The sequence below is a fragment of the Paenibacillus sp. J2L1-98 genome (genome assembly GCF_056269405.1).
The window spans coordinates 148,648-175,001 of record NZ_JBWDNW010000009.1; the positions used below are offsets into that span (position 1 = coordinate 148,648).

24 protein-coding genes are annotated in these 26,354 nt (G+C 49.9%); 20 read left to right on the forward strand and 4 right to left on the reverse strand.

The window, feature by feature from the left end; translation table 11 throughout:
• The first annotated feature begins 1 nt into the window (after position 1).
• The 7 genes from AC0YNZ_RS17920 (at position 2) to AC0YNZ_RS17950 (ending at position 8,835) form a co-directional block, all read left to right on the forward strand.
• A complete protein-coding gene (locus tag AC0YNZ_RS17920; protein WP_475827910.1) occupies positions 2-2,740 on the forward strand; it encodes an alpha-mannosidase in 2,739 nt (912 codons plus the stop codon).
• 135 nt (positions 2,741-2,875) lie between these two features.
• On the forward strand, positions 2,876-4,417 hold the full coding sequence (locus AC0YNZ_RS17925; RefSeq protein WP_475827911.1) for a spore germination protein: 1,542 nt from the start codon (positions 2,876-2,878) through the stop codon (positions 4,415-4,417).
• 32 nt (positions 4,418-4,449) lie between these two features.
• On the forward strand, positions 4,450-5,631 hold the full coding sequence (locus tag AC0YNZ_RS17930; protein ID WP_475827912.1) for a Ger(x)C family spore germination protein: 1,182 nt from the start codon (positions 4,450-4,452) through the stop codon (positions 5,629-5,631).
• Between the two features lie 27 nt (positions 5,632-5,658).
• A complete protein-coding gene (locus AC0YNZ_RS17935; RefSeq protein ID WP_475827913.1) occupies positions 5,659-5,868 on the forward strand; it encodes a hypothetical protein in 210 nt (69 codons plus the stop codon).
• Between the two features lie 40 nt (positions 5,869-5,908).
• Positions 5,909-7,027, forward strand: a complete 1,119-nt coding sequence (locus tag AC0YNZ_RS17940; RefSeq protein ID WP_475827914.1) for a GerAB/ArcD/ProY family transporter — start codon at positions 5,909-5,911, stop codon at positions 7,025-7,027.
• A gap of 130 nt (positions 7,028-7,157) precedes the next feature.
• The gene (locus AC0YNZ_RS17945; protein ID WP_056640488.1) at positions 7,158-7,397 is read left to right on the forward strand and encodes a YolD-like family protein; all 240 of its coding nucleotides are present in this window, start codon (positions 7,158-7,160) and stop codon (positions 7,395-7,397) included.
• 205 nt (positions 7,398-7,602) lie between these two features.
• On the forward strand, positions 7,603-8,835 hold the full coding sequence (locus tag AC0YNZ_RS17950; protein ID WP_475827915.1) for an aminopeptidase: 1,233 nt from the start codon (positions 7,603-7,605) through the stop codon (positions 8,833-8,835).
• Between the two features lie 90 nt (positions 8,836-8,925).
• On the opposite strand, the gene AC0YNZ_RS17955 is transcribed toward AC0YNZ_RS17950, so the two are convergent.
• The gene (locus AC0YNZ_RS17955; RefSeq protein WP_475827916.1) at positions 8,926-9,336 is read right to left on the reverse strand and encodes an ImmA/IrrE family metallo-endopeptidase; all 411 of its coding nucleotides are present in this window, start codon (positions 9,334-9,336) and stop codon (positions 8,926-8,928) included.
• A gap of 8 nt (positions 9,337-9,344) precedes the next feature.
• On the reverse strand, positions 9,345-9,770 hold the full coding sequence (locus tag AC0YNZ_RS17960; protein WP_475827917.1) for a helix-turn-helix domain-containing protein: 426 nt from the start codon (positions 9,768-9,770) through the stop codon (positions 9,345-9,347).
• Between the two features lie 268 nt (positions 9,771-10,038).
• Between AC0YNZ_RS17960 and AC0YNZ_RS17965 the strand changes: the two genes are divergently transcribed.
• The 4 genes from AC0YNZ_RS17965 to AC0YNZ_RS17980 all read left to right on the forward strand — a co-directional run bounded on the left by AC0YNZ_RS17965 (position 10,039) and on the right by AC0YNZ_RS17980 (position 12,153).
• Positions 10,039-10,197, forward strand: coding sequence for a YvrJ family protein (locus AC0YNZ_RS17965; protein WP_442952955.1), 159 nt, complete (start codon positions 10,039-10,041; stop codon positions 10,195-10,197).
• 19 nt (positions 10,198-10,216) lie between these two features.
• Positions 10,217-10,429 (forward strand): hypothetical protein, encoded by a 213-nt coding sequence (locus AC0YNZ_RS17970; RefSeq protein WP_475827979.1) that lies wholly within the window; start codon positions 10,217-10,219, stop codon positions 10,427-10,429.
• A gap of 523 nt (positions 10,430-10,952) precedes the next feature.
• Positions 10,953-11,738, forward strand: a complete 786-nt coding sequence (locus AC0YNZ_RS17975; RefSeq protein ID WP_475827918.1) for a DeoR/GlpR family DNA-binding transcription regulator — start codon at positions 10,953-10,955, stop codon at positions 11,736-11,738.
• 136 nt (positions 11,739-11,874) lie between these two features.
• Positions 11,875-12,153: a hypothetical protein gene (locus AC0YNZ_RS17980; protein WP_475827919.1), complete on the forward strand. Its 279-nt coding sequence runs from the start codon at positions 11,875-11,877 to the stop codon at positions 12,151-12,153.
• A 98-nt stretch (positions 12,154-12,251) separates the two neighbouring features.
• Here the strand turns inward: AC0YNZ_RS17980 and AC0YNZ_RS17985 are convergent, their stop codons facing one another.
• Entirely contained in the window at positions 12,252-13,385 is a 1,134-nt protein-coding gene (locus tag AC0YNZ_RS17985; protein WP_475827920.1) for an alanine racemase, read from the reverse strand.
• Positions 13,386-13,599: 214 nt separating this feature from the next.
• On the opposite strand from AC0YNZ_RS17985, the gene AC0YNZ_RS17990 reads away from it, so the two are divergent.
• The 7 genes from AC0YNZ_RS17990 (at position 13,600) to AC0YNZ_RS18020 (ending at position 21,873) form a co-directional block, all read left to right on the forward strand.
• Complete coding sequence (locus AC0YNZ_RS17990) at positions 13,600-14,658, forward strand: CobW family GTP-binding protein (RefSeq protein ID WP_475827921.1); 1,059 nt, start codon at positions 13,600-13,602, stop codon at positions 14,656-14,658.
• A 139-nt stretch (positions 14,659-14,797) separates the two neighbouring features.
• Positions 14,798-15,316, forward strand: a complete 519-nt coding sequence (locus AC0YNZ_RS17995) for a hypothetical protein (RefSeq protein ID WP_475827922.1) — start codon at positions 14,798-14,800, stop codon at positions 15,314-15,316.
• Between the two features lie 294 nt (positions 15,317-15,610).
• Positions 15,611-18,103, forward strand: a complete 2,493-nt coding sequence (locus AC0YNZ_RS18000; RefSeq protein ID WP_475827923.1) for a bifunctional diguanylate cyclase/phosphodiesterase — start codon at positions 15,611-15,613, stop codon at positions 18,101-18,103.
• Positions 18,104-18,269: 166 nt separating this feature from the next.
• Positions 18,270-18,797, forward strand: a complete 528-nt coding sequence (locus AC0YNZ_RS18005) for a sigma-70 family RNA polymerase sigma factor (protein WP_475827924.1) — start codon at positions 18,270-18,272, stop codon at positions 18,795-18,797.
• Between the two features lie 63 nt (positions 18,798-18,860).
• On the forward strand, positions 18,861-20,048 hold the full coding sequence (locus AC0YNZ_RS18010) for a hypothetical protein (RefSeq protein ID WP_475827925.1): 1,188 nt from the start codon (positions 18,861-18,863) through the stop codon (positions 20,046-20,048).
• The gene (locus AC0YNZ_RS18015) at positions 20,045-20,998 is read left to right on the forward strand and encodes an ABC transporter ATP-binding protein (protein ID WP_475827926.1); all 954 of its coding nucleotides are present in this window, start codon (positions 20,045-20,047) and stop codon (positions 20,996-20,998) included. Before AC0YNZ_RS18010 ends, AC0YNZ_RS18015 begins: the two co-directional genes overlap by 4 nt.
• Positions 20,995-21,873: an ABC transporter permease subunit gene (locus tag AC0YNZ_RS18020; RefSeq protein WP_475827927.1), complete on the forward strand. Its 879-nt coding sequence runs from the start codon at positions 20,995-20,997 to the stop codon at positions 21,871-21,873. The genes AC0YNZ_RS18015 and AC0YNZ_RS18020 overlap by 4 nt, the downstream gene beginning before the upstream one ends.
• A gap of 37 nt (positions 21,874-21,910) precedes the next feature.
• Here the strand turns inward: AC0YNZ_RS18020 and AC0YNZ_RS18025 are convergent, their stop codons facing one another.
• Positions 21,911-22,600: a hypothetical protein gene (locus AC0YNZ_RS18025; RefSeq protein WP_475827928.1), complete on the reverse strand. Its 690-nt coding sequence runs from the start codon at positions 22,598-22,600 to the stop codon at positions 21,911-21,913.
• A 156-nt stretch (positions 22,601-22,756) separates the two neighbouring features.
• Between AC0YNZ_RS18025 and AC0YNZ_RS18030 the strand changes: the two genes are divergently transcribed.
• Both AC0YNZ_RS18030 and AC0YNZ_RS18035 read left to right on the forward strand, forming a co-directional pair.
• Complete coding sequence (locus tag AC0YNZ_RS18030) at positions 22,757-23,806, forward strand: LacI family DNA-binding transcriptional regulator (protein WP_475827929.1); 1,050 nt, start codon at positions 22,757-22,759, stop codon at positions 23,804-23,806.
• Positions 23,807-23,954: 148 nt separating this feature from the next.
• Complete coding sequence (locus AC0YNZ_RS18035; protein ID WP_475827930.1) at positions 23,955-26,147, forward strand: alpha-galactosidase; 2,193 nt, start codon at positions 23,955-23,957, stop codon at positions 26,145-26,147.
• Positions 26,148-26,354 lie beyond the last annotated feature (207 nt).

Here is a 26,354-nt window from a genome sequence, read left to right on the forward strand (position 1 = left end):
GATGACCTACCAACGAACAGCCCATATCATCTCGCATACCCACTGGGATCGCGAATGGTATTTGCCCTATGAGAAGCATCATGTGCTGCTTGTGAAATTGATGGATACGCTGCTTCATACGCTCGATACCGATCCGGACTTCAAAAGCTTTTATTTGGACGGACAAACGATCATATTGGAGGATTACCTGCAGGTTCGCCCGGAGAACCGGGAGCGCCTCGAACGTTATATAAAGGAAGGCCGCATACCGATCGGGCCTTGGTATATTTTGCAGGATGCCTTTCTGACGAGCAGTGAAGCGAACCTTCGCAACCTGCAGATTGGCCATCAGGATGCGAGCCGTTACGGAACGATTGCGAAGGTCGGTTATTTTCCGGATACGTTCGGCAATATCGGCCAAGCTCCGCAAATATTGCGGCAGGCCGGCATTGATAATGCGGTGTTCGGAAGAGGCGTGAAGCCGACCGGGTTTAATAACACGGTTGCGGATTCCGAGTATGAATCTTCCTTCTCCGAGCTCATCTGGGAAGGGCCGGACGGCTCCCGCGTGCTGGGCGTATTATTTGCGAACTGGTACTGCAACGGCATGGAAGTGCCAACCGATGAAGCGGGCGCCAAAGCATACTGGGAACGCAAGCTTGCGGAGGCGGAGAAATATGCCGCAACCGGCCAATTGCTGTTTATGAACGGATGCGACCATCAGCCGATTCAGCAGGATTTGTCCGCAGCGCTGGCCACGGCAAGACGGCTCTTTCCCGATACGGAGTTTGTTCATTCCAATTTCGAAGATTATTTGGCATCTGTGAACGATTCGCTTACCCGCGAGCTGTCTGTCGTGAAGGGCGAGCTTCGCAGCCAACGGACGGACGGGTGGTCGACGCTCGTGAATACGGCGTCCGCACGCGTTTATTTGAAGCAAATGAATCAGCTTGGCCAAGCGATGCTGGAGAAGGTCGCTGAGCCGCTTGCTGCGATTGGCTATTCGCTTGGACAACAATATCCGCATCATTTGTTTACGTATGCCTGGAAAACGCTTATGCAAAACCATCCGCATGACAGCATTTGCGGCTGCAGCGTGGACGAGGTTCACCGCGAGATGGTTACCCGCTTTGATAAGAGCCGCCATGTTGCGGAAGCTATTATCGACGACAGCAAAAAAGCGGTTGCCGATGCTGTAGACACCTCTGTATTTGAGCAATATGGCGAGGATGCGCTGCCGTTTATCGTGTACAATACGACGGGCTGGAAGCGCAGCGGAGTAGTGGAGGTCGAACTGGACGTTGCCCGCATCTATTACCGCGACGGCATGCCGCTGAACGAGATGAATCAAAAAATGTACGGCATCGATATAACCGGAAGAACGCTCGTTGACCAAAGCGGCGCTGCGATCTCCCATACGGCCGATGATTTGGGGCTGCAGTTCGGCTATGATTTGCCGGATGATAAGTTCCGCCAGCCTTATATGAGCCGCAGGGTGCGGTTAACGTTCGAAGCGGAGCAGGTTGCTGCGCTTGGCCTGGCGGCATACGCTTGGGTTCGGAATGCTATGCCTGAAGAGCAGCCGATTGTATCGCTGGTCCCGGAAAAACATACGCTCGAAAACGAGCGGCTGCGGATAAATATTGAGAGCGACGGATCGTTTAACCTGACTGATAAACGCAGCGGTCAAATCTACCGCGGGCTTGGCGTGTATGAGAACACAGGCGATATCGGCAACGAATATATGTACAAGCAGCCAAATGGCGAGCAAGCTCTCACGACGAAGGGGCAGCCGGCAAGCATTCGTCTGATTGCGGACACGCCTTACCGCGCCGCATTCGAAATCGTGCACGAATGGGCTGTGCCCGCGTCTGCAGAAGACTATTTTGAAATCGAGAAGCGCGAGGCGGTATATTTCCCTGAGCGGAAATCGCAGCGTGCGGATCGTATGGTGCCGCTTACGATTCGAACCGAAATTGCGATCAGCCGCGAAGGACGCGGCGTGGAATGGAAATCTTCCTTCAACAATCAGGCGAAGGATCACCGGGTTCGCGTATTGTTCCCGACCGATCTTGCGGCAGCGGTTCATCATGCGGATTCGATCTTCGAGATTGCAAAGCGCGATAACGAACCTGCCGCCGAGTGGGTTAATCCAAGCAATGCGCAGCATCAGCAGGCGTTTGTTGACGTGAGCGGCGGGCATGCGGGCATGACGGTTGCGAATTTGGGCTTACATGAATACGAGGTATTGCGCGATGGACGAAATACGATTGCAATCACGCTGCTTCGTTCAGTTGCCGAGCTTGGCGACTGGGGCGTATTCCCGACGCCGGAGGCGCAGTGCCTGGGCGAGCAGAGCTTTAGCTTGACCGTTATTCCGCATAACGGAGAAGGCGCTGCATCCGGCGCTTATGCCGCGGCGTATCAGTTCCAGGTGCCGTGGACGGTCGCTCAGACGGGAGTTCATCAAGGCGAGATGGCTCCTTCTTATAGTCTAATCGAATGGGAAGGCTCCGGTCTTGCTTTCTCCTCGCTCAAGGTTAACGAACAATCCGGCGATGTCGTTCTGCGATGGTTTAATATGAGTACGGTTGAGACGGAGCTGATGCTGTCAGCAGCAGCTGCTCCAACTCTGGCGGAAGCTTATAAAAGCGATGTGCTTGAGCGGCAAGGAGATGATCTTGCCGGCAATGGGCAGCGATCTTATAAATTGCCTGTTGGGCCATGCGAGATTGTGACCCTTGGTTTTAAGCAATCCTAAATAGTGAAGAAGCCCTCTGAAATGGCCAGCCATTGCAGAGGGCTTCTTGCTGTTTACTGCGGCACTGATCTGCGTTTATCCCGGTTTGCGGATGGTCATAATGGAAAGAGACAACGGAACCGGAGACTAGAGAATATGACCAAGCCTATCCAGGATTCATTTGATGACAAGTCTCAGTTTGAGCAAGCGGGAGAGCCATTAGCAGCGGATGTTAGGCAAAATATGGAGATGATATTGCGTGACTTGGGCGGCAGCGACGATGTCGTCATCCGTGAAATCCGCAGCGAGCGCAGTCCTTCACCTGCTGCTGCTGTCGTCTATATTGACGGCATGTCTGATGCTGCCATTATTAATAGTTATATTTTTGACTTGCTGGACCGCTCTTTACAGCATGTGCAGGAGAGCGGGGAGTATGCCGCGGCAGAGAAAACGGCTCTTGCAGAGAAGCTGCTATTTGGCATTGGTTCGATTAAGGTTGTTTTGGATACGGGAAAGCTTTATCAGTCGTTGTTATCCGGGGAGGCCATTATTTTCCTGGATGGCAGCGACCGCGCTTACCGCGCGGATATCCGCCAGTGGAAGGGTCGCGAAGTCACCGAGTCGACCAACCAGACATCGATTAGGGGACCGCGGGAGAGCTTTACCGAAACGCTCAGAGTGAATACCTCGCTCATACGAAGAAAAATCAAGGATCCGCGGCTATGGCTGGAGACGGTCGCGATCGGCCGCATTACGAAAACCGATGTGACGATGATGTACTTAAACGGGATCGCTAAGCCTTCCGTTATCCAAGAAGCGCGTTCCCGTCTGCATGCTATTGATATTGACGGCGTGCTGGAGGGCGGCTATATCGAGGAATACATGGAGGATGCGAAATATTCACTGTTTCCGACTGTGTATAATACGGAGCTGCCGGATAGCGTTGCCGCACAGCTGCTGGAAGGAAAAGTAGCGATACTTGTGGATGGAACGCCAAACGTATTGCTTGTACCGACGCAATTTATCAGCTTCATTCAGTCTGCAGAGGATTATTATCAGCGGGCTGTTTATGCGAGCCTGCTTCGTATATTGCGTGTGATCAGCGGGCTCATCTCGCTGCTGCTTCCATCCCTCTACATTGCGATCACGACCTTTCACAGGGACATGCTTCCGACCTCCTTGCTGATCAGCATCGCCGCGCAGAGGGAAGGTGTGCCTTTTCCGGCCTTTTTCGAAGCGATGGCGATGGAGATAACCTTTGAGATTTTAAGGGAAGCAGGACTTCGTATGCCCCGGGCGATCGGTCAGGCCGTATCCGTCGTCGGTACGCTAGTGATCGGCCAAGCGGCTGTCGAGGCGGGAATCGTCTCCGCTGCGATGGTTATCGTTGTGTCCGTAACGGCAATCTCAATCTTTACGTTTCCGGCCTACAGCATGTCGATCCCTGTACGGATGCTGCGCTTTGCATTCATGGGACTCGCGGCTAGCTTTGGCTTGTTCGGCATCATTATGGGCTTGTTTACGCTGCTGCTGCATTTATGCTCGCTGCGCTCCTTTGGAGAACCTTATATGGCGCCATTAAGTCCGTTCATCGCGTCGGATCAACAGGATGCGCTTATCCGAATGCCGCGGTGGCTGCATTTTAAGCGGCCAAGCACCTCACAGAGAGGCAACCGAATCAGACAGCGTAAGAGATAGAGGGAAGGCAGGAAGGAAGGAGCTTGAGCGCGATGCTGCATAAAGCGGTGATGATCTTATTATGTATGCTGCTTCTGACAGGCTGCTGGAGCAGGCGCGAGCTTAATGAGCTGTTAATCGTGCTTGGTATGGCCGTTGATTGGGAGGATGGCGAATATCTCGTTTCCTATCAGGTCGTTAACCCGGGCGAGATTTCTGCCCAGAGAAGAAGCGGAGACCGTTCTCCCAGCACACTCTATCAAGGCAGAGGGAAGACGTTATTTGAGGCTGCGCGAAAATTAACGACCGAAGCTCCACGCAAAGTATACGCAGGCCATTTGCAAATTTACGTAATCGGAGAGAATCTCGCAAGGAAAGGAATAAGCGAATTTCTTGATAATACGCTGCGGGATAACGAAACGAGGATGGATTTTAATGTAATCATCGCGAAGGGCATGAAAGCTGAGGATATTCTGAAAATCTATACGCCGCTGGAGAAATTGCCGACCCAAAATATGCTGCACTCGCTGCAAACCTCGGAAAAATCATGGGCGCCGACCGTCTCCGTTACGATGGACGATATTCTAAGTACGCTTTCTGTAGAAGGCAAGGAGCTGGTGCTTACAGGCATAGAAGTGATTGGAAACCAAAAAACGGCGGAGACGAAGAAGAATGTGGAAACTTATAAACCCAAGGGATACTTTCGCTATACAGGAATCGCGGCCTTTAAAAATGATAAGCTGATAGGCTGGTTTAATGAAAAGGAGAGCAAGGGCTATACGGACATTACCAACAATCTGGACAGCACCTCCGTTGAACTGCGATGTGATGAACATCAATATACGGGGATAGAGATTACTTCTTCGGATTCGCGTATTGAAATGAAGGTCAATAACGGTAAACCGAAAGCGGATGTTTATTTTCGGACTGAAGCTAACGTCGTAGACAGATCTTGCAAAAATGTGGACCTTACCGATCCCGGTACGCTTGAAAAGCTGCAGCTTCAGGTCGGTGAAGTCATGAAAAGCAATGCGAATGCTTCCGTGATGCATGCTAAAAAGCTGAAATCCGATATATTCGGCTTTGGCAGCAAGTTAGGCCAGCAGCATCCGGCTTTTTGGAAGAAAATCAAGAAGGATTGGAACGACGAATGGTTTCCAAATTTAGAGGTTCAATATCATATCGAGGTATTCATCCGCAAAACGGGAACGACTAGTAACTCAACGATGAGATGATAGGTCTAATAGCGGGAGGTTGAAGCGATGCCGTCTTTTATTGGCGTATTGGCAATTGCCGTTTTTACGGCTTGGTGGGAGCTGCCGAAACTGATTGAACGGAAAAGAACGAAGGAGATTGTTGTCTTCATAACGTTGCTCCTTATTGGAACGGGATTGTACGGGGCGCTGACGCTAAATGTGAAGCTGCCGAATCCATTTCTTCTGATCAAGGCTGTCTTCAGGCCGTTGTCGTAGGCAGAGTGCATAGGGGAAACGAAAGGGAAGTGGAGAAGCCGTGAATAAAGACGCAGCAAGCCATAACGGTCAAATATCGGCCCGGCAATTTACGATTTTGGTCATTTTGTACACAGTAGGAGATTCCATACTCATTATTCCAACGCTTGTCGCAACGGCCTCCAAGCAGGATGCTTGGGTCGCGATGCTGCTCAGCCTCCTCTTGGGGCTTGGAGCAGGCGTACTATTCGGACTGCTAGCGAAAATGATGAACGGCATAAACATCATAACTTTCGTTCAACGATCATTGGGGAATGCGGCAGGCAGTTTAGTTGGCATCTTGTTTATCGTTTATTACATTTATATCCATATTACCTTAACTAGTGAAGTAAGCCAATTTATGACGACGCAGCTGATGCCGGAGACGCCGATTAATGCGATTGTATGGCTGTTCATGGTCGTAATCATTATTGCCTACCGGCTTGGCGTGGAAGCCTTTGCCCGTATGGGTGAGCTGCTCTTTCCGGTATTTCTGCTGTTGTTTCTATTCCTGGTCGTATTGCTGCTGCCGCAGATTGACTTATCGAAGCTTCAACCGGTAATGGCTGATAGACTACCGCCTGTGATGCATGGGGTGTTTACCGCGTTTACGATACCATTCACTGAGCTGTTCGTTATTCTCATGCTCGTGCCATGCGTAGCAGGTAATAACAATACGATGAAGCCGCTGCTGATTGGGATTGGTGCAGGCGGAGTGATATTATTCGTGACCGTTCTTCTGAGTGTGCTTGTACTGGGCTCCAGCTTAATGGAATCGAAGTATTATCCGGCGTTCGTACTTGCCCAAAAAATAACGATCGGAGGCTTTCTGGAGAGAATGGAGGCCATATTGGCATTCATCTGGATTGTAACGGTTTTTTTCAAAACATTAGTCATTTTCTACGCTATAATGCAAGGCATAACGCAATTGCTGCGATTAAAGGAAAGCAATATGCTGACAATACCGCTTGCTATGCTTTTATTGGTAGGCTCCGTCATCAGCACGCCTAATATCGCCGTTTATAATGAAATTAATCAAGCCTATTGGCCATGGTTCGATCTGACGGTGTGCGTGCTGCTGCCTGTTTTATTATTGGGATGGTTTTATGTAAGAAGAAATAGCGATAAAAAGGTAAGCTAACTCGATTACCGGCATGCTATAATAGGTATATTCGCGTAACTTAGATGGATAGAAACAGGGTCTCCTCGGAGGTGAGGGGGTCCTTTTTTATTGAGAATAGGGTTGCCATACATAGCAGGAGGGGAAAAAAGTGGCAAAAGGACCGAAGCGGCCAACCAGAGATGAATTTGAGCTGGAGGAGCTGGGCGAGCGATTGGTAGAGGCCAAGCAGGAAGGCACGGAGCTGCTGCTGACAATTTGGGCATCCGAGCAGGTGAGGGGCGTCATTACGGCGCTGGATTCAAGAACGAAGAAGGTTCATGTAGAGCATATGGGCGCCGTAACGAAAATTCCTTTCTTGGACATTATGAAGGTGGAAAGCCCGTATTAAAGAAAGAAGCTTGTTAGGGAAGAAATACGATATTCCTTTGAAACAAACAGGCCTCCCTCGTTCAAGTGCTGAACGCTAGGGAGGCTTATTAACATCTCTAAGCCCCTCTAGCCTCGTTTGAGCAATTCATAGGAGAGCCTTATAATGAAGGAAGGCTAACGCTTGAAAAACCTGTAAATTCATCAAGGAGGCGGAACGATTAGATATGTACCCATCACAACAGCATTTGGAAAATTACGCAGCGCTCGCGGTTAACGTTGGCGTCAATGTGCAGCAAGGGCAAACGGTTGTCGTCATGGCGCCGATTACGGCTGCTCCTTTGGTACGTCTTATTGCGACAAAAGCTTATGAGGCCGGAGCGAAAAACGTGCATGTGGAATATAACGATGAGGAGCTATCGCTCATTAAGTATAAAAAAGCGCCTGAGGAGGCTTTCTCGGAATATCCGATGTGGCGGGCCAAAGCCTGGGAAGAATACGTGGAGCAAGGTGCTGCATTTATCCAGATATACTCTCCGAACCCCGATCTGCTTAGCGGCGTAGATCCGGCCCGGGTAGCGACGGCATCTAAGACAGCTTCTGCTGCGCTTAGCGGCTACCGCGGTTCGCTGATGAATCACACCAATGCCTGGTCTCTTATTTCATATGCTACGCCGGAATGGGCAGCTAAAGTATTCCCGGATATTGCGCCGGAAGAAGCCGTTCAGAAGCTATGGGAGCGGATTATAGATGCAACCCGGATCGGCTTGGAAGATCCGATTCAGGCATGGAAGGAGCATAATGCGAAGCTGCTCCAGGTGGTTGAGCTGCTGAACCGCAAGCGCTACAAACAGCTCCAGTACGAAGCGCCAGGCACAAGCTTGACCATTGAGCTGCCGGAAGGCCATATTTGGCTTGGCGGCTCCAAAGCAAACGCCAAAGGCATTTTCTTTAATCCGAATATGCCAACGGAAGAAGTATTCACGATGCCGCATAAAGATGGAGTGAACGGCACGGTTCGCAGCACGAAGCCTCTAAATTATAACGGGCAAGTGATTAACGGCTTCTCTTTGACCTTCAAGGAAGGTAAAGTCACCGATTATTCCGCCGAGCAGGGCTATGAGGCGCTGTCAAATTTGTTGAAGACAGACGAAGGGGCTAGACATTTGGGTGAAGTCGCTCTCGTGCCTCACGACTCTCCTATCTCCAACTCCAATGTGATTTTCTTCAATACGTTATATGATGAGAACGCCTCCTGTCATCTTGCGCTGGGCCAGGCGTATCCGGTTAACCTCGAGGGGGGCACAAAAATGTCGCCTGAGGAGCTTCTCGCTCATGGAGCGAATAGGAGCCTTACTCATGAGGACTTTATGATCGGGTCGCCAGACATGAATATTGACGGTGTGACGCAGGCGGGCATTCGCGAGCCGATCTTCCGCAACGGTAACTGGGCGATCTAGTCTTCTGATCCTGACAACATTTATGCGAAAAGGCTTTGATTCCGCAGCAGACTCTGCCGGATCAAAGCCTCTTTCGTATGCTGCGTCGTATCAAAAATAAAACTTGTACATTTCCGCAGGGACATGATTTCGCTTAAGCAGCTCCTCAAGCGTCTCGCTGGCAGCGGGAGAATCGCCGGCCGTCAGCAGCCTTACTGCAAATTTACTCGCTTGCCGCTCATACTTTCCCGCATTAAAAAACGACTGCTCATCCAGCCAAAAGCGGTTGAAGCCAGGGTGCAGCCGGTCATGCCCAAGCTCATGCGCGCAGACGAACCGGCGCCAATCCTCCGGCAGCGAATCATGGATGACGATAAACCTCCGGCGCAGCTTTTTGAAATAGAGTCCGCGCGTGCCTTCGCCGAGGTCTGCATAACGGATATGAATGCCAAGACCCTCAGCGATCGTGAAGGGATCGTTGGTCTTGAATTTCCGGATGAGCTTCAGAATCATTTTATCCATAGCAACACCTACCCTTTGGCATCATCAGGAGCATCGCCCTTCGAATCGGTCTTTTTTTTGTGCTTATTCATTTGCTTAGCTTCCCAGAACAGCCCGGTCAGCACGTCCATTACGCGCTGACGGTCGGCCTCACTCAGAGGTACGCCGTCGAACATAATTTCCCCGTCTTCTTCTAACAGCTTCTTGAAGTCGCGCTTATCCTTATACGTCGCCCAATCGGGAATAGTTGCCGGTGCTGCATCGCGGCCAAGCAAATAATCGGTTGTCGTGTGCAATAGATCAGCCATTTTTTGCAAATCCTCGCTTGTCGGCGTTACCCGGTCGTTCTCGATATGCCCGACATTCGACCGTCCCATCTCAAGTTTCGTGGCGACATCCTGCTGAGTCAATCCGCGTTCGATTCTCAATTGTTTTATTCTGGTCCCCAGTGACATTTTGAATACCCTCCATTTTCGTTTTACGGTATTTAAAATACTTGACGGTATTATAAATACCTAATACAATGAGATTTATCAGGTTAACTTGCATATATGGTTTTGAAAGAATAAAAGTGATATTTTAAATACCTATTAGGTAGTATATTTTGTTACAGTGATATTGTCAATACCGAATCTACCATCAATGCGGCCTGACAGAAAGCACGATTTTGACTAATTGGGTATTTTAAATACCGTTTGATATATTATGAAAGGAGGTGAACTTATGATGGAGACGATATCAATTGCCCCAATAATTGCTGCGGTTGGACAAGTCGGATTTCCTATCGTTCTAACCGTCTACTTGCTTATTCGTTTTGAGAAAAAAATAGATGCGCTTTCGACCTCAATTATTGAATTAATTCACGAACGCCGGGATAAATGATGCGGGGACCGTTAAGGGAATAACGCTATGCTCAAGCAGCAGGCTGCTGCGGATTCGGCAGCCTGCTGACGTGTTGGCCAGAATTATAAAGTCAAAGAAGGAATTAGATCATATTCCCGTCATCGCCGATGCCGATTTTGGTCATACTTCTCCTCTGTGTACTTTACCTATAGGCGGATATTCATACATAAAAGCTGATGAAAACCATATAGAGATCATTATTGAAGACTAAGGAAAAACCAGCTTTAGGCAACTGCTCATTTCCTGCAAAAGCCCATACGCTTTTCCCCCTGTATCATAGGATATTGTGTAAGACAACAAAAAGGAGATGAACAAATGAACTATGGAGTAGCAGGTGCCAATGTAGGACCAGGACACTGCGCACCTTACCCGGTTGCAGGCGTAAGCCAATGCGTAGGCGGATCCTCAAACCTTGGCTTTATTCTCGTTCTCTTTATACTACTCGTTATTATATTGCGCTCTTGTTGCCATTAATCGCCCAACTGAAGCTAGCTTCTGAGCCGGTATAAGCGTATTGCTACTAACTGCAAGCATAATAACATCCCTAAGGCGCCTAAGCCTTAGGGATGTTATATGATAGCTTTTTGGACGAGCTTATGAAAAAAGTTATTTACATCGCTTGATAAGCGGGGCATTCGTAAGCATGATAAGATTGAGACTTAAGTAGAAGTACGGTAAAATACGGATATTAATCTTAACGGATGCTTTAAGCTGAAGATGAAGGGGAAATCGCGATGTCGCTAGCCGGAGAAGAGCGGAAGCAGATCATCATTAATATGCTGCAATTGCAAGGAAAAGTACGAACGCCGGAGCTTGTGCAGGCGCTTGACGTATCTTCGGAAACGATCCGCCGCTATTTGGAGGAGCTGGAGGATGAGCTCAAGCTAAAGCGGGTTTACGGCGGCGCCGTGAAAATTAACGTGGAGCGGGAAGAGCCGGATTACGTGAGGCGCGAGGTGCAGCAGGCTGAGGAGAAAAGAAGGATCGGACGGGCTGCTTCCTCCCTTATTCAGGATAATGATGTCGTTGTCATCGACGATGGAACGACCACACTGCAAATGATTGATACGCTCGCATACAAAAAACAGCTCACGGTGCTCGTGACGTCCGTCTATATCTTGAACTTGCTGATCAGCTACAAAAACCGTAACATTTTCGATGGCGAAATCGTTCTGATCGGGGGCCGCATTAATTCGAAGCATTACCGGACCTCCGGGTCGCTTGCGATGGAGTTTATGACTAATTTCAACGTGGACAAAGCGTTTATCGTTGCGGACGGTTTGCAGATCGATAGCGGCATAACGAGCTACGAGGATGAGCGCGGCGTATTGGCAAGGACATTCATGAAACAGGCCAAGCAGACGATCGTGCTGGCGGATTATACTAAGATCGGTACAAGCCATTACTATAAAATTGCCGACTTCAAAGAAATCGATATGATTATTAGCGATGTGCCGCCTCCGCCGGTTTGGCGTTCCAAGCTTGATGATCAAGATGTGCATTGGATCGTAGCGGAATAACAAGCAAGCTGATCACTTTATATAAAGGGTGTGGGCTGCAGCCAAAAATGAGCAGAAGCACATTTTGCACAAACGCCTATACACATTTCGTCTCAATTCATAGGATACTGTACCTAGATACAAAGGAGATGAACAAATGAGCTATGGAGGAGTAGCAGGTGCCAATGTGGGACCAGGACAATTCCCAGTTATGGGTGCTAATGTAGGACCAAACGGACCTTACCCAGTTGCGGGTGCTAGTGTAGGACCAAACGGACCTTACCCAGTTGCGGGTGCTAGTGTAGGTCCAAACGGACCTTACCCGGTTGCAGGCGTAAGCCATTGCGGACCTGGAGTTGGCGGAGTATTCTCAAATGTAGGAACTATTTTAGTCCTATTCATTCTGCTTGTAATCATTTCCCGCGCTTGCTTGTAGTATCGACACAGCTTACTTGTAAATCGGTAAAATTGCGTTTCCACTAACTGAAATAGGTTTAAAACCCCCAAGTGCCTGAGCCTTGGGGGTTTGGCATGCTATTCGAGCATTCCGCGTGCCGCTACAGCTGTCTTGCGCAGCTTTCCGGACGATTCCTTGATATAGACGAAGCTGTGTAAATTGACCGTACTGCAAATGTGATTAGGGATGATACGAATGACGTCGCCCACCTGATACGCCGCATCCGGCTTTACCCGAATCATGCCATGCTCTTCGTTCATGCGTTCCAGCACCGCATCGGGATCGCATGCAATATGGCCGAAGCCCTTGAGAAACAGCGGGGCATTGCCCGGCTGTATGTCTGTCGCAAATGTTTTGCTTCCGCCATCGATAATGATTAAGTCATCCGTGGGACGGCTGATGACTGCAGCGAGCACGGAGCCGGCGCAATCATCAAGGGTGCAGGTGCCGAAAGCGGCCTGCATCCGGTCCTGATAAATGTAAGTGCCGGGACGGACCTCGGTCACGCCGTCAACCTCGGCAGCAAACGCCGCAGTGGGCGAGGATCCGACGCTTACGTCTTGAATAGCAATTCCGGCGCTTCTTAAAGCTTTTGCCGCATCCGCCATTAGACGGCCTTCCTCATGCCCGGCGGCTCTCACATCGAGCGTCGGGGCACCGCTAAGCATTGCGCCCCGATAGGTGAAAATGCTGCTAAGCTTAATCCCGTTTAGCCCGGAAATTTGCTTGGCCAGCTGCACCGAGTTGTCGATTGCAGCTCCAGTGCGCCGAAGACCCGTTTCCAGCTCGAGCCGCACCTCAAGCTCGGCGCCTTTATGCACGGCCACGTCAGAAATTCGTTTAGCGCCTTCCAGGCTGTCCACCCCGATGATCAAACGAATGCCAGACATACTTAAACGGGCGGCTCTTTCAAGCTTAGATTTAGCGATAAGCGGATAAGCGACGAAAATATCGCGAATGCCGCCGTTTGCCATTACTTCAGCCTCGGAAATTTTTGCAGCGGTAATGCCGACAGCGCCGGCGGCAATTTGCCGGAATGCCATCTCCGGCAGCTTATGCGTTTTGGCATGGGGACGAAGCTTCACGCCGCAGCGCTCTGCCGCTTCCGCCATTGCAGCGATATTGGCGTCGACAATGGTGCTGTCGATGACGAGACAAGGGGTTTCCAGCTCGCGCCCTTCAAATAACGGTGGTTTCATTATGCCGCTCATTTTTCTATTCCTCCTACGTTAAGCATATATGATGCTATTATATATCACTGAGCTCGCTCGTAATGCGGTTTACCGGCATCTTGGAGGAGGATCTATTGATTAAAATGAATCAAGCTCTGTTTCTTCCTTTAACAGATGAAAGAACGTAACAGTTACGATATAATAGAGCAATGAATGAGCCTTATTTAAATACGCAAAAACAGGAGAAGCTGCAATGAATAATAGAGAACCACATATACCCGTACATCTGCTGTCGGGATTTCTAGGAAGCGGCAAGACGACGCTGCTAGGCAGATTGCTTGACTATTACAAAGCGCAAGGCAGGAAGCCGGCTGTCATTATGAACGAGCTGGGAGATATTAATTTAGACGGGCAGCTGCTTGGCGGTGAGGTGCCGATGGCGGAAATGTTAAGCGGCTGTATATGCTGCACGATGCGCGGCGATTTGGGCATGGAGATCAGCACGATTATTAGCGAGCATCGGCCTGATGTCATTTTTATCGAATCGACAGGTGCCGCAAATCCGATGGAAACGTTAGACGGGGTAACGGAAGCGGCTATGTATAAAGCGATCGACCTGCGCAGTGTTATTACGGTAGTAGACGGACCGGAGCTGCTGGAGCGCAGCCGAGACGGCAAAGGGCGCACGTTCAAGCTGATGCAGGAGCAAATCCGGTGCGCGACGATTTTGCTGCTGAATAAGGCGGACAAGCTGGAGCCGGATCAGCTCGTGGAAGCGCAGCAGCAGCTGCGCGAGCTAAATGCCCATGCCCGGATCATTGCGACCATCCGCTGCGCGATTGACGATTGGAGCTGGCTGGAGGCGGAGGCAGAATCAGAAGCTAACTCCCGTCTTCATGCAGATATTGAAGCGGGGCAGCATACTCTTAGCGAGGGTGGAACCTGTTCGGCTGCCGGCTGCTCTCACGATCACGATCATAACCACAATCACGAGCATGACGCTCATCATCATTCGCATGAGCATGTCATGGTCGTAACGCATTATTGGCGAAGTCCGGTAAGCAGCGAAGCATTTGAGTCGCTGCTGCAGAGGCTGCCGGCTAACATTTACCGTGCGAAGGGGATCGTGACGTTTACGGATGCGCCAAGCCGGTTTCTGTTTCAATACGCATATAAGGAATCTGATTTTATGAGAATCGAGCCGCAGGGGCATGTAAACGATGTGGCGGTATTCATCGGGGAGCATTTCTCCAAGGATTGGCTGCTCAGGGAGCTGGAGCTTCTGGAGCAGGCCGGGAATATGGCCGAGTAAGCCTGGCTCGTTCGAGGGAGGAAAATGTCGAAAACTGCCATTATCATGTCTATACACGTGAATGCTTGGGCAAAATAATCCAGATGAGGCTTGGCTACAGCCTCTGCATCACGAAAGCAATGGAAAGGTGTGGCAGCAAATGATTAGAAAATGGTTTATTCCCGCCGTGGCGCTTGCCGTTCTGTTTTCAGTCGCTCCTGTGTGGGCAGCGAAGTCGGTATCGGCTTTGCCGGATGCTTCATTAGTGGTCCAGCATCCTGAAGAGTCCGATGGGCATGTGCATCACAAGGGAAAAATGACGCGCAAAGATTTTGAAGCGTACCGGCTGGAGAAGCTGAAGGAAATAGCTACCTACTTTGGCATTCAAACGGAGGGGAAAACAGCTGAACAGCTGAAGAAGGAAGTAGAGGCAGCGAAGCTGGCCAATAAGGATAAGTGGGAAGCCTTTAAAGCGGAGCATCAAGCGAAGCGGCTGGAGCGTTTGCGCAAAATAGCCGAGGAGCATGGCATTAAGACCGAAGGCAAAACCTCGGAGCAGCTGCGCGAAGAGCTTTACCTTCTTCATGGCGGAAAAGGCAAACGTCCTCATCGCTTGGAGGATCATGATCGTTCCGCCGATGATAACGATAAGCAGAAGGACAAGCAAAACCAAGTATAGCCTGAAATTCAATCGCCTTCCCGTTCATTCCCCGGGAGGGCATTTTTGCGTTAAACCAAAGAAGTGAAAATATGGAATAACATTCCCTCTAATTGAGCTCGAAATAAGGGCAACCGACTCTTGCGTCGTGAAATAAAAGGTGTGGGAAGTAGGTCGTTGTCGAATTATATAGTGATTTTATCCTATCTTTCTCATTGTGTTTGGGTCAAAATGTCAAGTATACTAGAGCCATATCATAATTTGACATATAGCGTCGATTGTCTGCTTTGTTCTAAAACAAGGGGCTGATAGAAGTTGAGAAAGATTAGGCTAAGCATTGCTCAAAAGTTAATATTTTCTCTTGGCCTGCTTGTTATTCTTTCATTTGCTATTTTAGTATCTACCCACCTTATTAAGCTGTATGAGTCCAATCTGCGTGAAAGCGAGCTTCTCGCGCAAACCCAAACAATGGCATACATAAATCCGTTTTCGAAGTCGATGGATCAAACGATGGCGATGCTGGAGACGCTGAAAGCAACCATGCTTCAGATGAACAAGGATCATCTGCAGAATCGTGAATACATCGTCGAATTGCTGCAGCAGGTGCTTAGCAGGACTCCTGAAGTACTAAGCGTTTACACGCTATGGGAGCCGAATGCGTATGACGGGAAAGATGAGCTTTACCGCAACAAAAATAGCTACGATGATGCTACCGGGCGGTTTATTCCCTATGCGGTGCGCAAGGATGATTCCATTGCCGTTTTGGCTCTTGAGGATTACGAGGATAAGGAGAAAGGGAGCTATTATCAAATTCCTAAGCTTACCAAATCCTTTTCATTAATAGAGCCTTATTCTTACGATGTAGAAGATAAATCGATATTAATGACTTCGCTTGTGCTGCCTATTCTGGACGGGCAGGGTCAATTTTTAGGAATAGTAGGGGCGGACATCTCGTTAGAATCAGTCCAGAAACATATTGAAGCTTTTCGGCCGTTAGGCGGTTACGCAAATATTATTACGGCGGATAATAAATATTTGGCCAACGGCAGAAATCCGGAGCTTGTTAATTTTCCTTATCAGCTATGGTCGAATTACGATGAGCTTGAGGCGATGAAAGGGACGAAACCGCAGTTCGGTTATTCGCAAGGCCCAGACGGTGACGGGACTGTCCTGCGAATATTTTATCCCATACCGATTCATCAAGTACTTTGGTATATCGAAACAGTCATTCCAAAAAAGAATATGCTGTCGGATTACTACAAAAGCCTTAGGGAATCGATTCTTATAACAGGGCTTGCCCTGCTTTTTATGACGATTGTTATGGTGCTGCTCGTTCGGAAAATCATTTTGGTCAATATTCATAAGGTTGTGCAAGCAACCTCTGCTGTCGCCATCGGAAACGAGGAGATGCAGCTAAGCATTCGTACGAACGACGAATTCGAATTTATGGCGAATCATTTCAATAATATGCTTAACCAGCGGAAGGAAGCAGAGCATCTGATCGAGTACCAATCGACGCATGACTTAATGACTGGTCTGCCGAATCGCTATGCTTATCATCGCTACATGGAAGGGAAAACAGCGGCGGGAGCTGCGGCGCAGGGTCACTTTACCCTGCTCTTCATCGACCTTGACCGGTTCAAAATGATAAATGATACGCTCGATCATGCGATGGGTGACCAATTGCTCCGCCAGGTGGCGGAGCGCATCGTACGTACGGTTGGCAGCGGGGGGCGCGTATTCCGGTTCGGGGGCGACGAGTATATCGCTCTGCTGGAAAACATCATTCATCTGCATCAGGCCATGCGTATAGCGGAAGAGATATTGTCGGTCATTTCTGAGCCAATCAGGCTAAAGGACCGGATGTTCTATATTACGGCAAGCATCGGAATGAGCATTCATCATGAATGGACGCCAGCCGCTGCGGATCAGCTCGTGAAGGAAGCGGACATTGCGATGTACGTCGCCAAGAAAGAGCGCAACACGTGCAAAATATATTCCCCTTCCATGAATGATGTGTCGAAGAGGGAGCTTATTCTTGAGAACAGCATGTTAAAGGCGTTAGAGCTCGGCCAATTTATGCTTGATTACCAGCCGAAGATCGACGTGTCTACCGGAAGTATTTTTGGAGCGGAAGCATTAATTAGGTGGAGGCACCCGGAGCTTGGCATGGTGTCGCCGCTGGATTTCATTCCGATTGCGGAGAAGACGGGCTTTATTATACCGCTGGGCGAATGGGTGCTCTATACGGCCTGCCGGCAGCTTAGCGAGTGGGAGCGGATGGGCTTGCCGCCGCTTACGGTGAGTGTTAATATGTCGATGATTCAATTCCAGCAGAAGCAAATCGTACATACGATCGAACATATCATTTCGGATGCGGGCATACGTCCGGAGCAGATCGAGCTGGAAATTACAGAGTCGATTTTTATGGATAATCCCGCGCATACGCTCAAAATATTGCACGAGCTGCAGCAGCTGGGCGTTAAGCTGTCGCTTGATGATTTTGGCACCGGCTATTCATCGCTCAGCTATTTGCAAAACATTCCGCTGCATACGTTGAAGCTGGATAAATCCTTTATAAGCGGCATCGTGAATGATATTAAGAAGCAAATGATTTTCAAATCCGTCATCGTCATCGCGCATAATTTGAATTTGAAGGTAGTTACGGAAGGCGTGGAGACGCAGGAGGAGCTGCGCATCATACGCGATCATAAATGCGATGCCGTTCAGGGCTACATTTTTAGTCCTCCCGTTCAAGCGCCTAGGTTCGCGCAGCTTTATCTGGAGCATTTGAAAGAAAATGCCTGATGGCCATTCCGTCTTCTCTAACCGGGGAGACGGTTTTTTTATATTTTTCGGTCGCGGGGCAGTAAAATTTACTTGATAAAATAATGTTTGAGCAGATTGTGTTACAAAATGACGGGAAGCATCGTCTTACCTATAGCTTAAGCAAAAAAAGAAGGAGGACAATGGAATGGAACATTCGGCGCCGGATTTGTTTCGTCAACAATTTAATCAGCATTACCAGGCGGTAAGGCGCAAGCTTATTGCGCTTATTCGGGACGAAGCAGCCGCTGAGGATCTCGCCCAGGAAACATTTCTGAGGCTTTACCGGAATCCGCCGGATCAGCCTGAGGCAATTGGAGGCTGGCTTCATCGGGTGTTGACGAGGCTGGCCTATGACTATATGGATAAGAAGGCGCGGGAGCGCAATCTAACGCAAAAGCAGGAGCAAAGCATGCTGGCTCAGCCGCAAGCGGCGCCGTCCAATGAGCAGCAGCTCATCGATAAGGGCGAGCAGGAGCAGGTACGGGGCTGGCTCGACAGCCTGCCCGAGCGGGATAGGCAAATGCTGCTGCTGCGTTATGAGGGGTATAGCTACGCGGAAATTGCGGAGCGGCTTCAAGTACGCCAGCCGCAGGTCGGCACGATGCTGCGGAGAGCCGGCGAACGGCTAAAGCGGCAGGCGTTGAAAGCAGAGGGCGCGATGTCTCATGAATAGAAAGAAAGCGAGTGTCGATTACGCCTTGTTATACAGGTCAAAACCGTTTAGGAGGAGTTCGAAATGACAACCAACGATGCTTTGAATAAAAAAGAACAAGAGCAGACTGCGGCCGCATGGGCGCGCCTTGAGAAGCAGCTGCAGGCAGAGGAACAATCGCCGCTCTGGAAGCAATGGGAAGAGCAGGGGCAGAGCGGTCATGCCGCTTATGAGGAGAAGGGGGGATCGGCAGCCGCAAGCGCAGCTCCGCACGCTTCTGCGCAAGCTATGGCGCTCCGTTCGATAGGCGCACAGGAGCAAGCTAATTCCGTTCCGCTGGGGAGAGCGCGCCATGCATCAGGCGATGCTGGAAGCAAATCGGGCAAGCGCGGAGCAGCCCGCCGCTGGTTCAAACGAAATATGGGCAAGACAGTTGCGGCATGCGCCGCTGCAGTAATCACGGTAATTATCGCTACGCCTTCAACGAATGAAGCGCTGGCTGCATGGCTGAACACGTTTCGCATGGATAACGTGATGGTTGTGCAGGAGAATGATTTGGTATCGCTGATGAACAGCTTTATTAATGAGGGAGAGACGCTCGAAATGTCTAACCGGTTCGGTGATTTCGAGCAGACATCGCATGGGAACTGGCAGCAGCTTACCCCTGAGAAGGCTGCAAAGCAGCTTGGCTTCGATATTCCGGCCGTAACGGTTGCGGACAGCCAGGTCATCGATATTACATCATCCTCTTCACAAACGTTTAAGTTCAGCTTGAAGGTGGAAGAAATCAATCAAGCGATGCGTAAGCTGGGTGCGGAAAAGCTGCTGCCGTTATCGGTGGACGGCAAACAAATTACGTTTGACACGGGAAAAAGCACGCAAATTTCCTATTCTCCGAAAGAAGGAGAAACATCTAAGCAGCGCGTGAGGATTAACTATTTAGAGGCTCCGACGATTCAAGTCGATCCTTCCGTAGATGTAAAGGATGCTTTCGAGGCGGTTGTAAGGTTCCCGGCGCTTCCGGATCATATGCGCACATCTCTTTTGCAAGCCTCGAGCTTGGAGGATGGCAAAATCCCGATGCCGCTTATTACGAAAGGTGATCCGAAGAAGATCAGCATAAAAGGCGTCGATGTCTACGTGGAGCAGTCAGATAGCAATTATTCAACAGCGACGTGGCTCGAGAAGGGCTATATCGTGACAGCGGGCTTTGAGGGCTATGGAAATTCTCAAAAAGTAGAATCCGCTATTGCGGAGCTGATCCGCTCATGACAGCCCATGCCATTGAGACCACCCAATTAAGCAAAGATTATGGCGACGGGCGCGGCTGCCGCGACGTCACGTTAACGATTAGAGAAGGGGAAGCCTTTGGCTTCCTCGGCCCTAATGGAGCAGGCAAAAGCACGATCGTCAAAATGCTCACAGGTCTGATCAAGCCAACCTCAGGCAAAGCTCAAATATTCGGTCATGCTTCCGGCACTATCGAGGCAAGGCGAAGATTGGGCTATTTGCCTGAGTTATTTCGTTATCCGGACTGGTTGACCGGTGAAGAGGTGTTAGCTTTCCATGCAAAGCTTTGCGAGCTGGATCGTACGGCTGCGAAGCGGCGTATCCATCAGCTTCTCGATGAAGTCGGCATCGGCAGCCGCGGACGGGACCGGCTCAAAGGCTATTCCAAAGGCATGCAGCAGCGGCTTGGCCTTGCATGCGCGCTGCTTGGAAATCCCGAAATCGTCTTTCTCGATGAGCCGGCTTCTGCGCTTGATCCCGTCGGCAGACATGAGGTGCGGGAACTGCTTGCAAGGCTGCGAAGCCAAGGGAAGACGATATTTCTTAATTCGCATTTGCTTGAGGATGTTGAGCAATTATGCGATACGGTCGCTTTGCTTAATAATGGTCAAGTGCTGGTTGAGGGCAAGGTTACGGAGGTGCTGCGCTCGCAATCGAATTGGCGTTTGCGGGTCAGCGGTTATACACCTATGGCGCCTGAACGTATCCGGCAGATGCTTGGCGTGAGTGTCGGTGTTTCCGGGCATCCGGCCGGCGATGATTCGGTCTGGCTTGAGATGGAGCTGGACGATGACGAACAAATAGGCTTGGTCAATTACATACTCATAGAGCTGGGGCTGACGATTTACGAGGTTGGAAAAATAAAGTCGCGGCTGGATGAATGGTTTCTGCAGGCCGTATCCGGTCTTGAGCATAGGGGGGAGCGCAGATGACCGCAGTTTGGAGTTTAACGTGGAAGGAGCTTATCCGCAAGCGGGTGACGCTTATGACGATCATTATGACCGTCCTATTCTGGGTTGCCTTTTGGTTCGTTGCAGATGCGATCGCAGGCTCTTCGCAAACGGTTAATTCGGTTGATTCCTCGCTTGATTTGTTCAACAAATTTATGAGCGGCGCGATGGTGCTGACGCTCGGTTTTTTCTTTGGGGCGTTTGCGATCGCATTTCTGGCGATATTCAGCTCCGTTGCCGCTGTGACCGGTGAAGCGGAGCAAGGGGTTTTGCAATCGGTACTCGCAAGGCCGATTCCGCGCTGGAAATGGTTTATGGGAAGATGGCTCGGCTTTGTTACTTATGGAGCACTGTACGCACTCGTATTATTTGTTTCGATCATTGCGATATGCCGGATAGAAACAGGCGTTTTATTCGACGTTTCCGTGCTGCTCAAATCATATGTTCTATTTGCTTCCGTTGTGCCGCTGCTTGTGTCATTAACGATGGTTGGCTCTTGTTTTCTAAGTCCATTAGGAAATGGGATCGGCATGACGCTGCTGTTCGGAATGGGCTGGCTCGGAAGCACGATCGGACGTTTTATGGGCATGGGCAGAATACAATTGGAGGGGATGAAGACGCTTGAGACGATTACCGGATTAATCAAGATGGCGATGCCTGCGGATGCTTTGCAGCAGCGGATGCTAAGCGAATTGTTTTCCATTTCGGAGCTTGAAGGACTAATTAACCTTAACCGTGATCTTAGTATTTTCTCCATTGGCAGCACGCCGTCAAATTCCTTTTTAGTATATTGCGCGATTTACACAGCAGCTATGCTTGCTGCCGGCTTGTTTATTATGAAGCGAAAAGATTTTTAAGGAGAGCTGCCCCCATGAGGAGGCAGCTTTTCGTTTTTTATATCGTCCATTGGGAGTGGACGATCGCACTTACATACCAGGCTCCGTTTAACTCCTCAAGCACCAGAATAAGGCTTTCCCAATCCATTCCGTCATATTGAGGGTCAAAACCGCTGAAATAATAATCCATCACAAAGCTGTTTGGGAATACGTCTTCAATGTTAACGATCGTGTTCCCCGTTCCTTTTATTTGATCTACGCCTACGGTCTCCGGTTCAATAAAATTCTTATCGTATACAAACTTGTCATAATACTGTTGAAAGGTTAGAGAAATCGGTTCGCCGGAGCCGTCATAGGAGCCCCAGTTGTAAACGGTCGGATCTGTTAATGCCGGCAAGCCTGAAGCTGGAAATACTTTGGCAGTCGCAGTGTCAATGTGCGCATAGGGAGAGAATAATAGACCTTTATCAGGATGAATGTAAGCTGCAAGCGTGGACATGTCAGCGTCCTTCAAAGCCAGAATGACTGCGGCCGCCGCATCTTCGGGCGTAGCAGCTTCCGGAGGCTCATTATCGACATCGGTGCTTGGTTCGCTTACCGCAGTTGGTTCAGGCGTTTCCGGGCTTTGATTTTGACCATTATTCGTAGCTGTGTTTCCGTTTCCTGCATTGGTGTTCGGTTGGTTTGCATTTGAGCTGCAGGCGGATAGAAGGAGCGTTAGCACGAGAACAGCCATCCATTTTTTCATATTCATCACCCCATATGTGATTTGGTTTTAAAGTTTCTTTATCAAGTCAGACGTGAGTTGAGCGGAAAAGTTGCATAGGTGCTTGTGGACTTTATTTTTCTCTGATAAACTATATTTATTGTTCAGTAAAAATATTAACTAAATGCGGAGTGTGGAATGGCGACAATAAGAGAAATTGCGCAGCAGGCGGGCGTTTCAGCTGCTACTGTATCAAGGGTTTTGAATAATGATGTCACCCTGTCAGTAAGCGAGGAAACACGGACGCGTGTATTCAGTATTGCCGAGCAACTGCAATATAAGCCGTCCAGATTGCGAAGAATGAAAAAGGAAGAGCAGCTCTCCCGTCAGCAAATCGGCTTGCTCATGTGGTCGTCGCTTGAGGATGAGCATGAAGATCCTTATTTCTATTCTATTCGCAGAGGCATTGAATCACGCTGCGAGGAGCTCGGAATCAGTATTATTAAAGTGCTTCGTGGCAACAGCCGCTCGGAGATGCAGCCCGTGCACGAACTGGATGGCGTCATCGTTGTCGGTTCGATCGATGATAATGATGTCCTTCAATTGTACGGTAACGGCAATCGGTTAGTTTTTGTGAACCATTCGTACGAGCTGAACGAGTACGATACGGTGAAGATGCATTTTGAGCAAGCGACCAGGGCGGTTATCTCGCATCTGATAAAGCTGGGGCACGAAAAAATCGGCTACATCGGCGGTAACGATAATGTGTACCGACTGAATCGTCAATTTGATTACACGGAGAACGATGAGCCGCGGCGCATATTTTTCGAGAAGGCGCTGCGTGAGCTGGGACTTTATGATGAAAGCTATGTGGTGAAGGCGTATTGGTCGTCTAACAGCGGATACGAAGCGATGAATCAGCTGCTCCAGCAAGGCTCACGGCCGACGGCTTGCTTTATCGGCAGTGATCCGATGGCAGTAGGCGCGCTCCGGGCGCTGCATGAGCATGGCCTTAAAGTGCCGGAGGATATGGCGATTGTAGGCTTTGACGACATCGAAATTTCCGAATATTTGAACCCGCCGCTAACAACCGTTCGTGCACATACGGAGCAGATGGGCAGAGCGGCGGTCCAGCTGCTGCTTGAGCGAATTGAAGGACGTGAGGCGGCAGTTCATATGACGATCAATACAACACTCATCGTTCGCGAAAGCTGCGGCAGTTCTTTGAAAAAAGACGAAGCAGAATAGTAAACCCGGGTACAAGGATATCCTTCATCCAACGTGTACCCTGTCACCGCATGCGGATATTTAGTTCAGCTTATACCGCTGATTTTCAATAACTTTATAGAAAATGCTTACGAGACTAATTTTTTTAAATTTTAGGAGGGTATTTATTTTGACTATTCAATATGATCAGCAGCGCTCGGTATTTCATTTGCAGTCGAAGGATACGAGCTATGTCATCCACGTTACGAAAACAGGCTATCCGGCGCATATCTACTGGGGCAAAAAAGTCCGCGGCGTACAGCTGGAGCGGCTTTTTGAGCTGAGAGAACGCGCCTCCTTCACGCCAAGCACGGAGCTGGACCAGCTTGAGCTGTCGCTGGACACGCTCCCGCATGAGTATCCGGCCTACGGCAATTCCGACTTTCGGATGCCTGCATTCCAGGTCAAGCTGGCTAACGGCACGACCGTAACGGATTTGCGCTATGATTCACATAAAATTTTCGACGGCAAGCCTGCGCTTGAGGGATTGCCGTCGACGTATACGGAAAGCGATTCCGAGGCGCAAACGCTGGAATTGACGCTTAAAGACGAGCTGACCGGCTTATCCGTTATTTTGTCCTATACCGTATTTGAAGCGTTTGACGCGATTGCCCGTTCGGCTAAAATTGTCAACAACGGCACCGACACGCTGCAATTGCAGCGCGCATTCAGCATGAGTCTCGATTTTGCGCATGACCGGTTTGAAATGCTGCAGCTATCCGGCGCCTGGATTCGCGAGCGTCATGTTCATAAACGGAAGCTCGTTCCGGGATTGCAGTCGATTGAGAGCCGCCGTGGCTCGAGCAGCCATATGCAAAATCCGTTTGTTGCTTTGCTGTCGGAAGGCTCGACAGAGGATCATGGCGACGTGTACGGGGTGAATCTGGTATACAGCGGTAATTTCACAGCTGGCGTAGAAGTGGATCAATTCCATGCCGCGCGTCTATTCATAGGCATCAATCCATTCGACTTTAATTGGCAGCTGGAGCCGGGCGAGCAATTCCAAACGCCTGAGGCGGTCATGGTTCATTCCGAGCATGGGCTCGGCGGCATGTCGCGCAGCTTCCACGACTTCTACCGCGCCCGCTTAATTCGCGGTGCGTTCCGTGACCAGACGCGTCCGATTCTCGTCAACAACTGGGAAGCGACTTATTTCAACTTTAACGCGGATAAAATCGAGGACATCGCGCGCGCGGGACAAGAACTGGGCATCGAGCTGTTCGTGCTGGATGATGGCTGGTTCGGCAAACGCGATAGTGATAATTCTTCGCTTGGCGATTGGTTCGTAGACCGCAATAAGCTGCCAAATGGTTTAGAGGATTTAGTCAGCCGCGTGAAGCGTCTCGATATGCAATTCGGCTTATGGTTTGAGCCGGAGATGATATCGCCGGAAAGCGAGCTGTACAAAGCGCATCCGGACTGGTGCTTGCACCTGGAGGGACGCAGACGCACGCAAGCGAGACAACAGCTCGTTCTCGATTTGTCGCGCAAGGACGTTCAAGAATATATCGTGAAGTCGGTTTCGGATATTCTCTCAAGTGCTCCAATTACGTACGTGAAATGGGATATGAACCGCAATATGACGGAAATCGGCTCTGCGCTGCTGCCTGCCGAGCGGCAACGCGAGACAGCTCACCGGTATATGCTTGGCCTCTATGCCGTGCTTGAGGAAATTACGTCAGCGTTCCCGGATATTTTGTTCGAGAGCTGCTCCGGCGGCGGCGGACGCTTCGACCCCGGCATGCTGTACTACATGCCGCAAACCTGGACGAGCGACAACACGGATGCGGTATCCCGCCTGAAAATCCAATACGGCACAAGCATCGTTTACCCGGTAAGCGCGATGGGCGCTCACGTCTCGGCTGTGCCTAACCATCAGGTTGGCCGCATCACCTCGCTTGAGACGAGAGGGAATGTCTCTTTGTCCGGCAACTTCGGCTATGAGCTTGATCTGACTCAGTTTACGGAGGAGGAGAAGGAAGAGGTCAAGGTGCAGGTTGCCCTGTACAAGGATGTGCGCCATCTTGTGCAATTCGGCGATTTCTATCGTCTGCTTAGCCCGTTCGAGGGCAATGAGACGGCGTGGATGTTCGTGTCTAAGGATCAAAGCGAAGCCTTTGTCGTCTTCGTTTCCGTGCTGCAGGAGCCGAATCCTAGACTTAACCGCTTCCGCCTAAAAGGTCTCGATCCGAACCGCGATTACAGGCTGCTTGGCGAGGAAGCGGTATACGGCGGTGATCAGCTGCTTTACGCAGGCCTGGCGACACCACAATTTTTCGGCGATTACTCGAGCAAGGTGTACCGTTTCCGCGCAGTCGAGTAGAGCGGGATACGGGCAACAATTGATTTACTGAAACTTATAAAAAGAGGGCGTTCCTTAAGTTCATTCAACTTCAGGAGCGCCCTCTTCTGCGTTTTATATATCCGCCGAGTCGGCTAAGTTATAGAGATGTCGGGGCTGCTGCGGCGATGATAATGATGAAAATGACTAAGGGACCATTGACTTGCCGAAAAATGAGATGGTAACCTG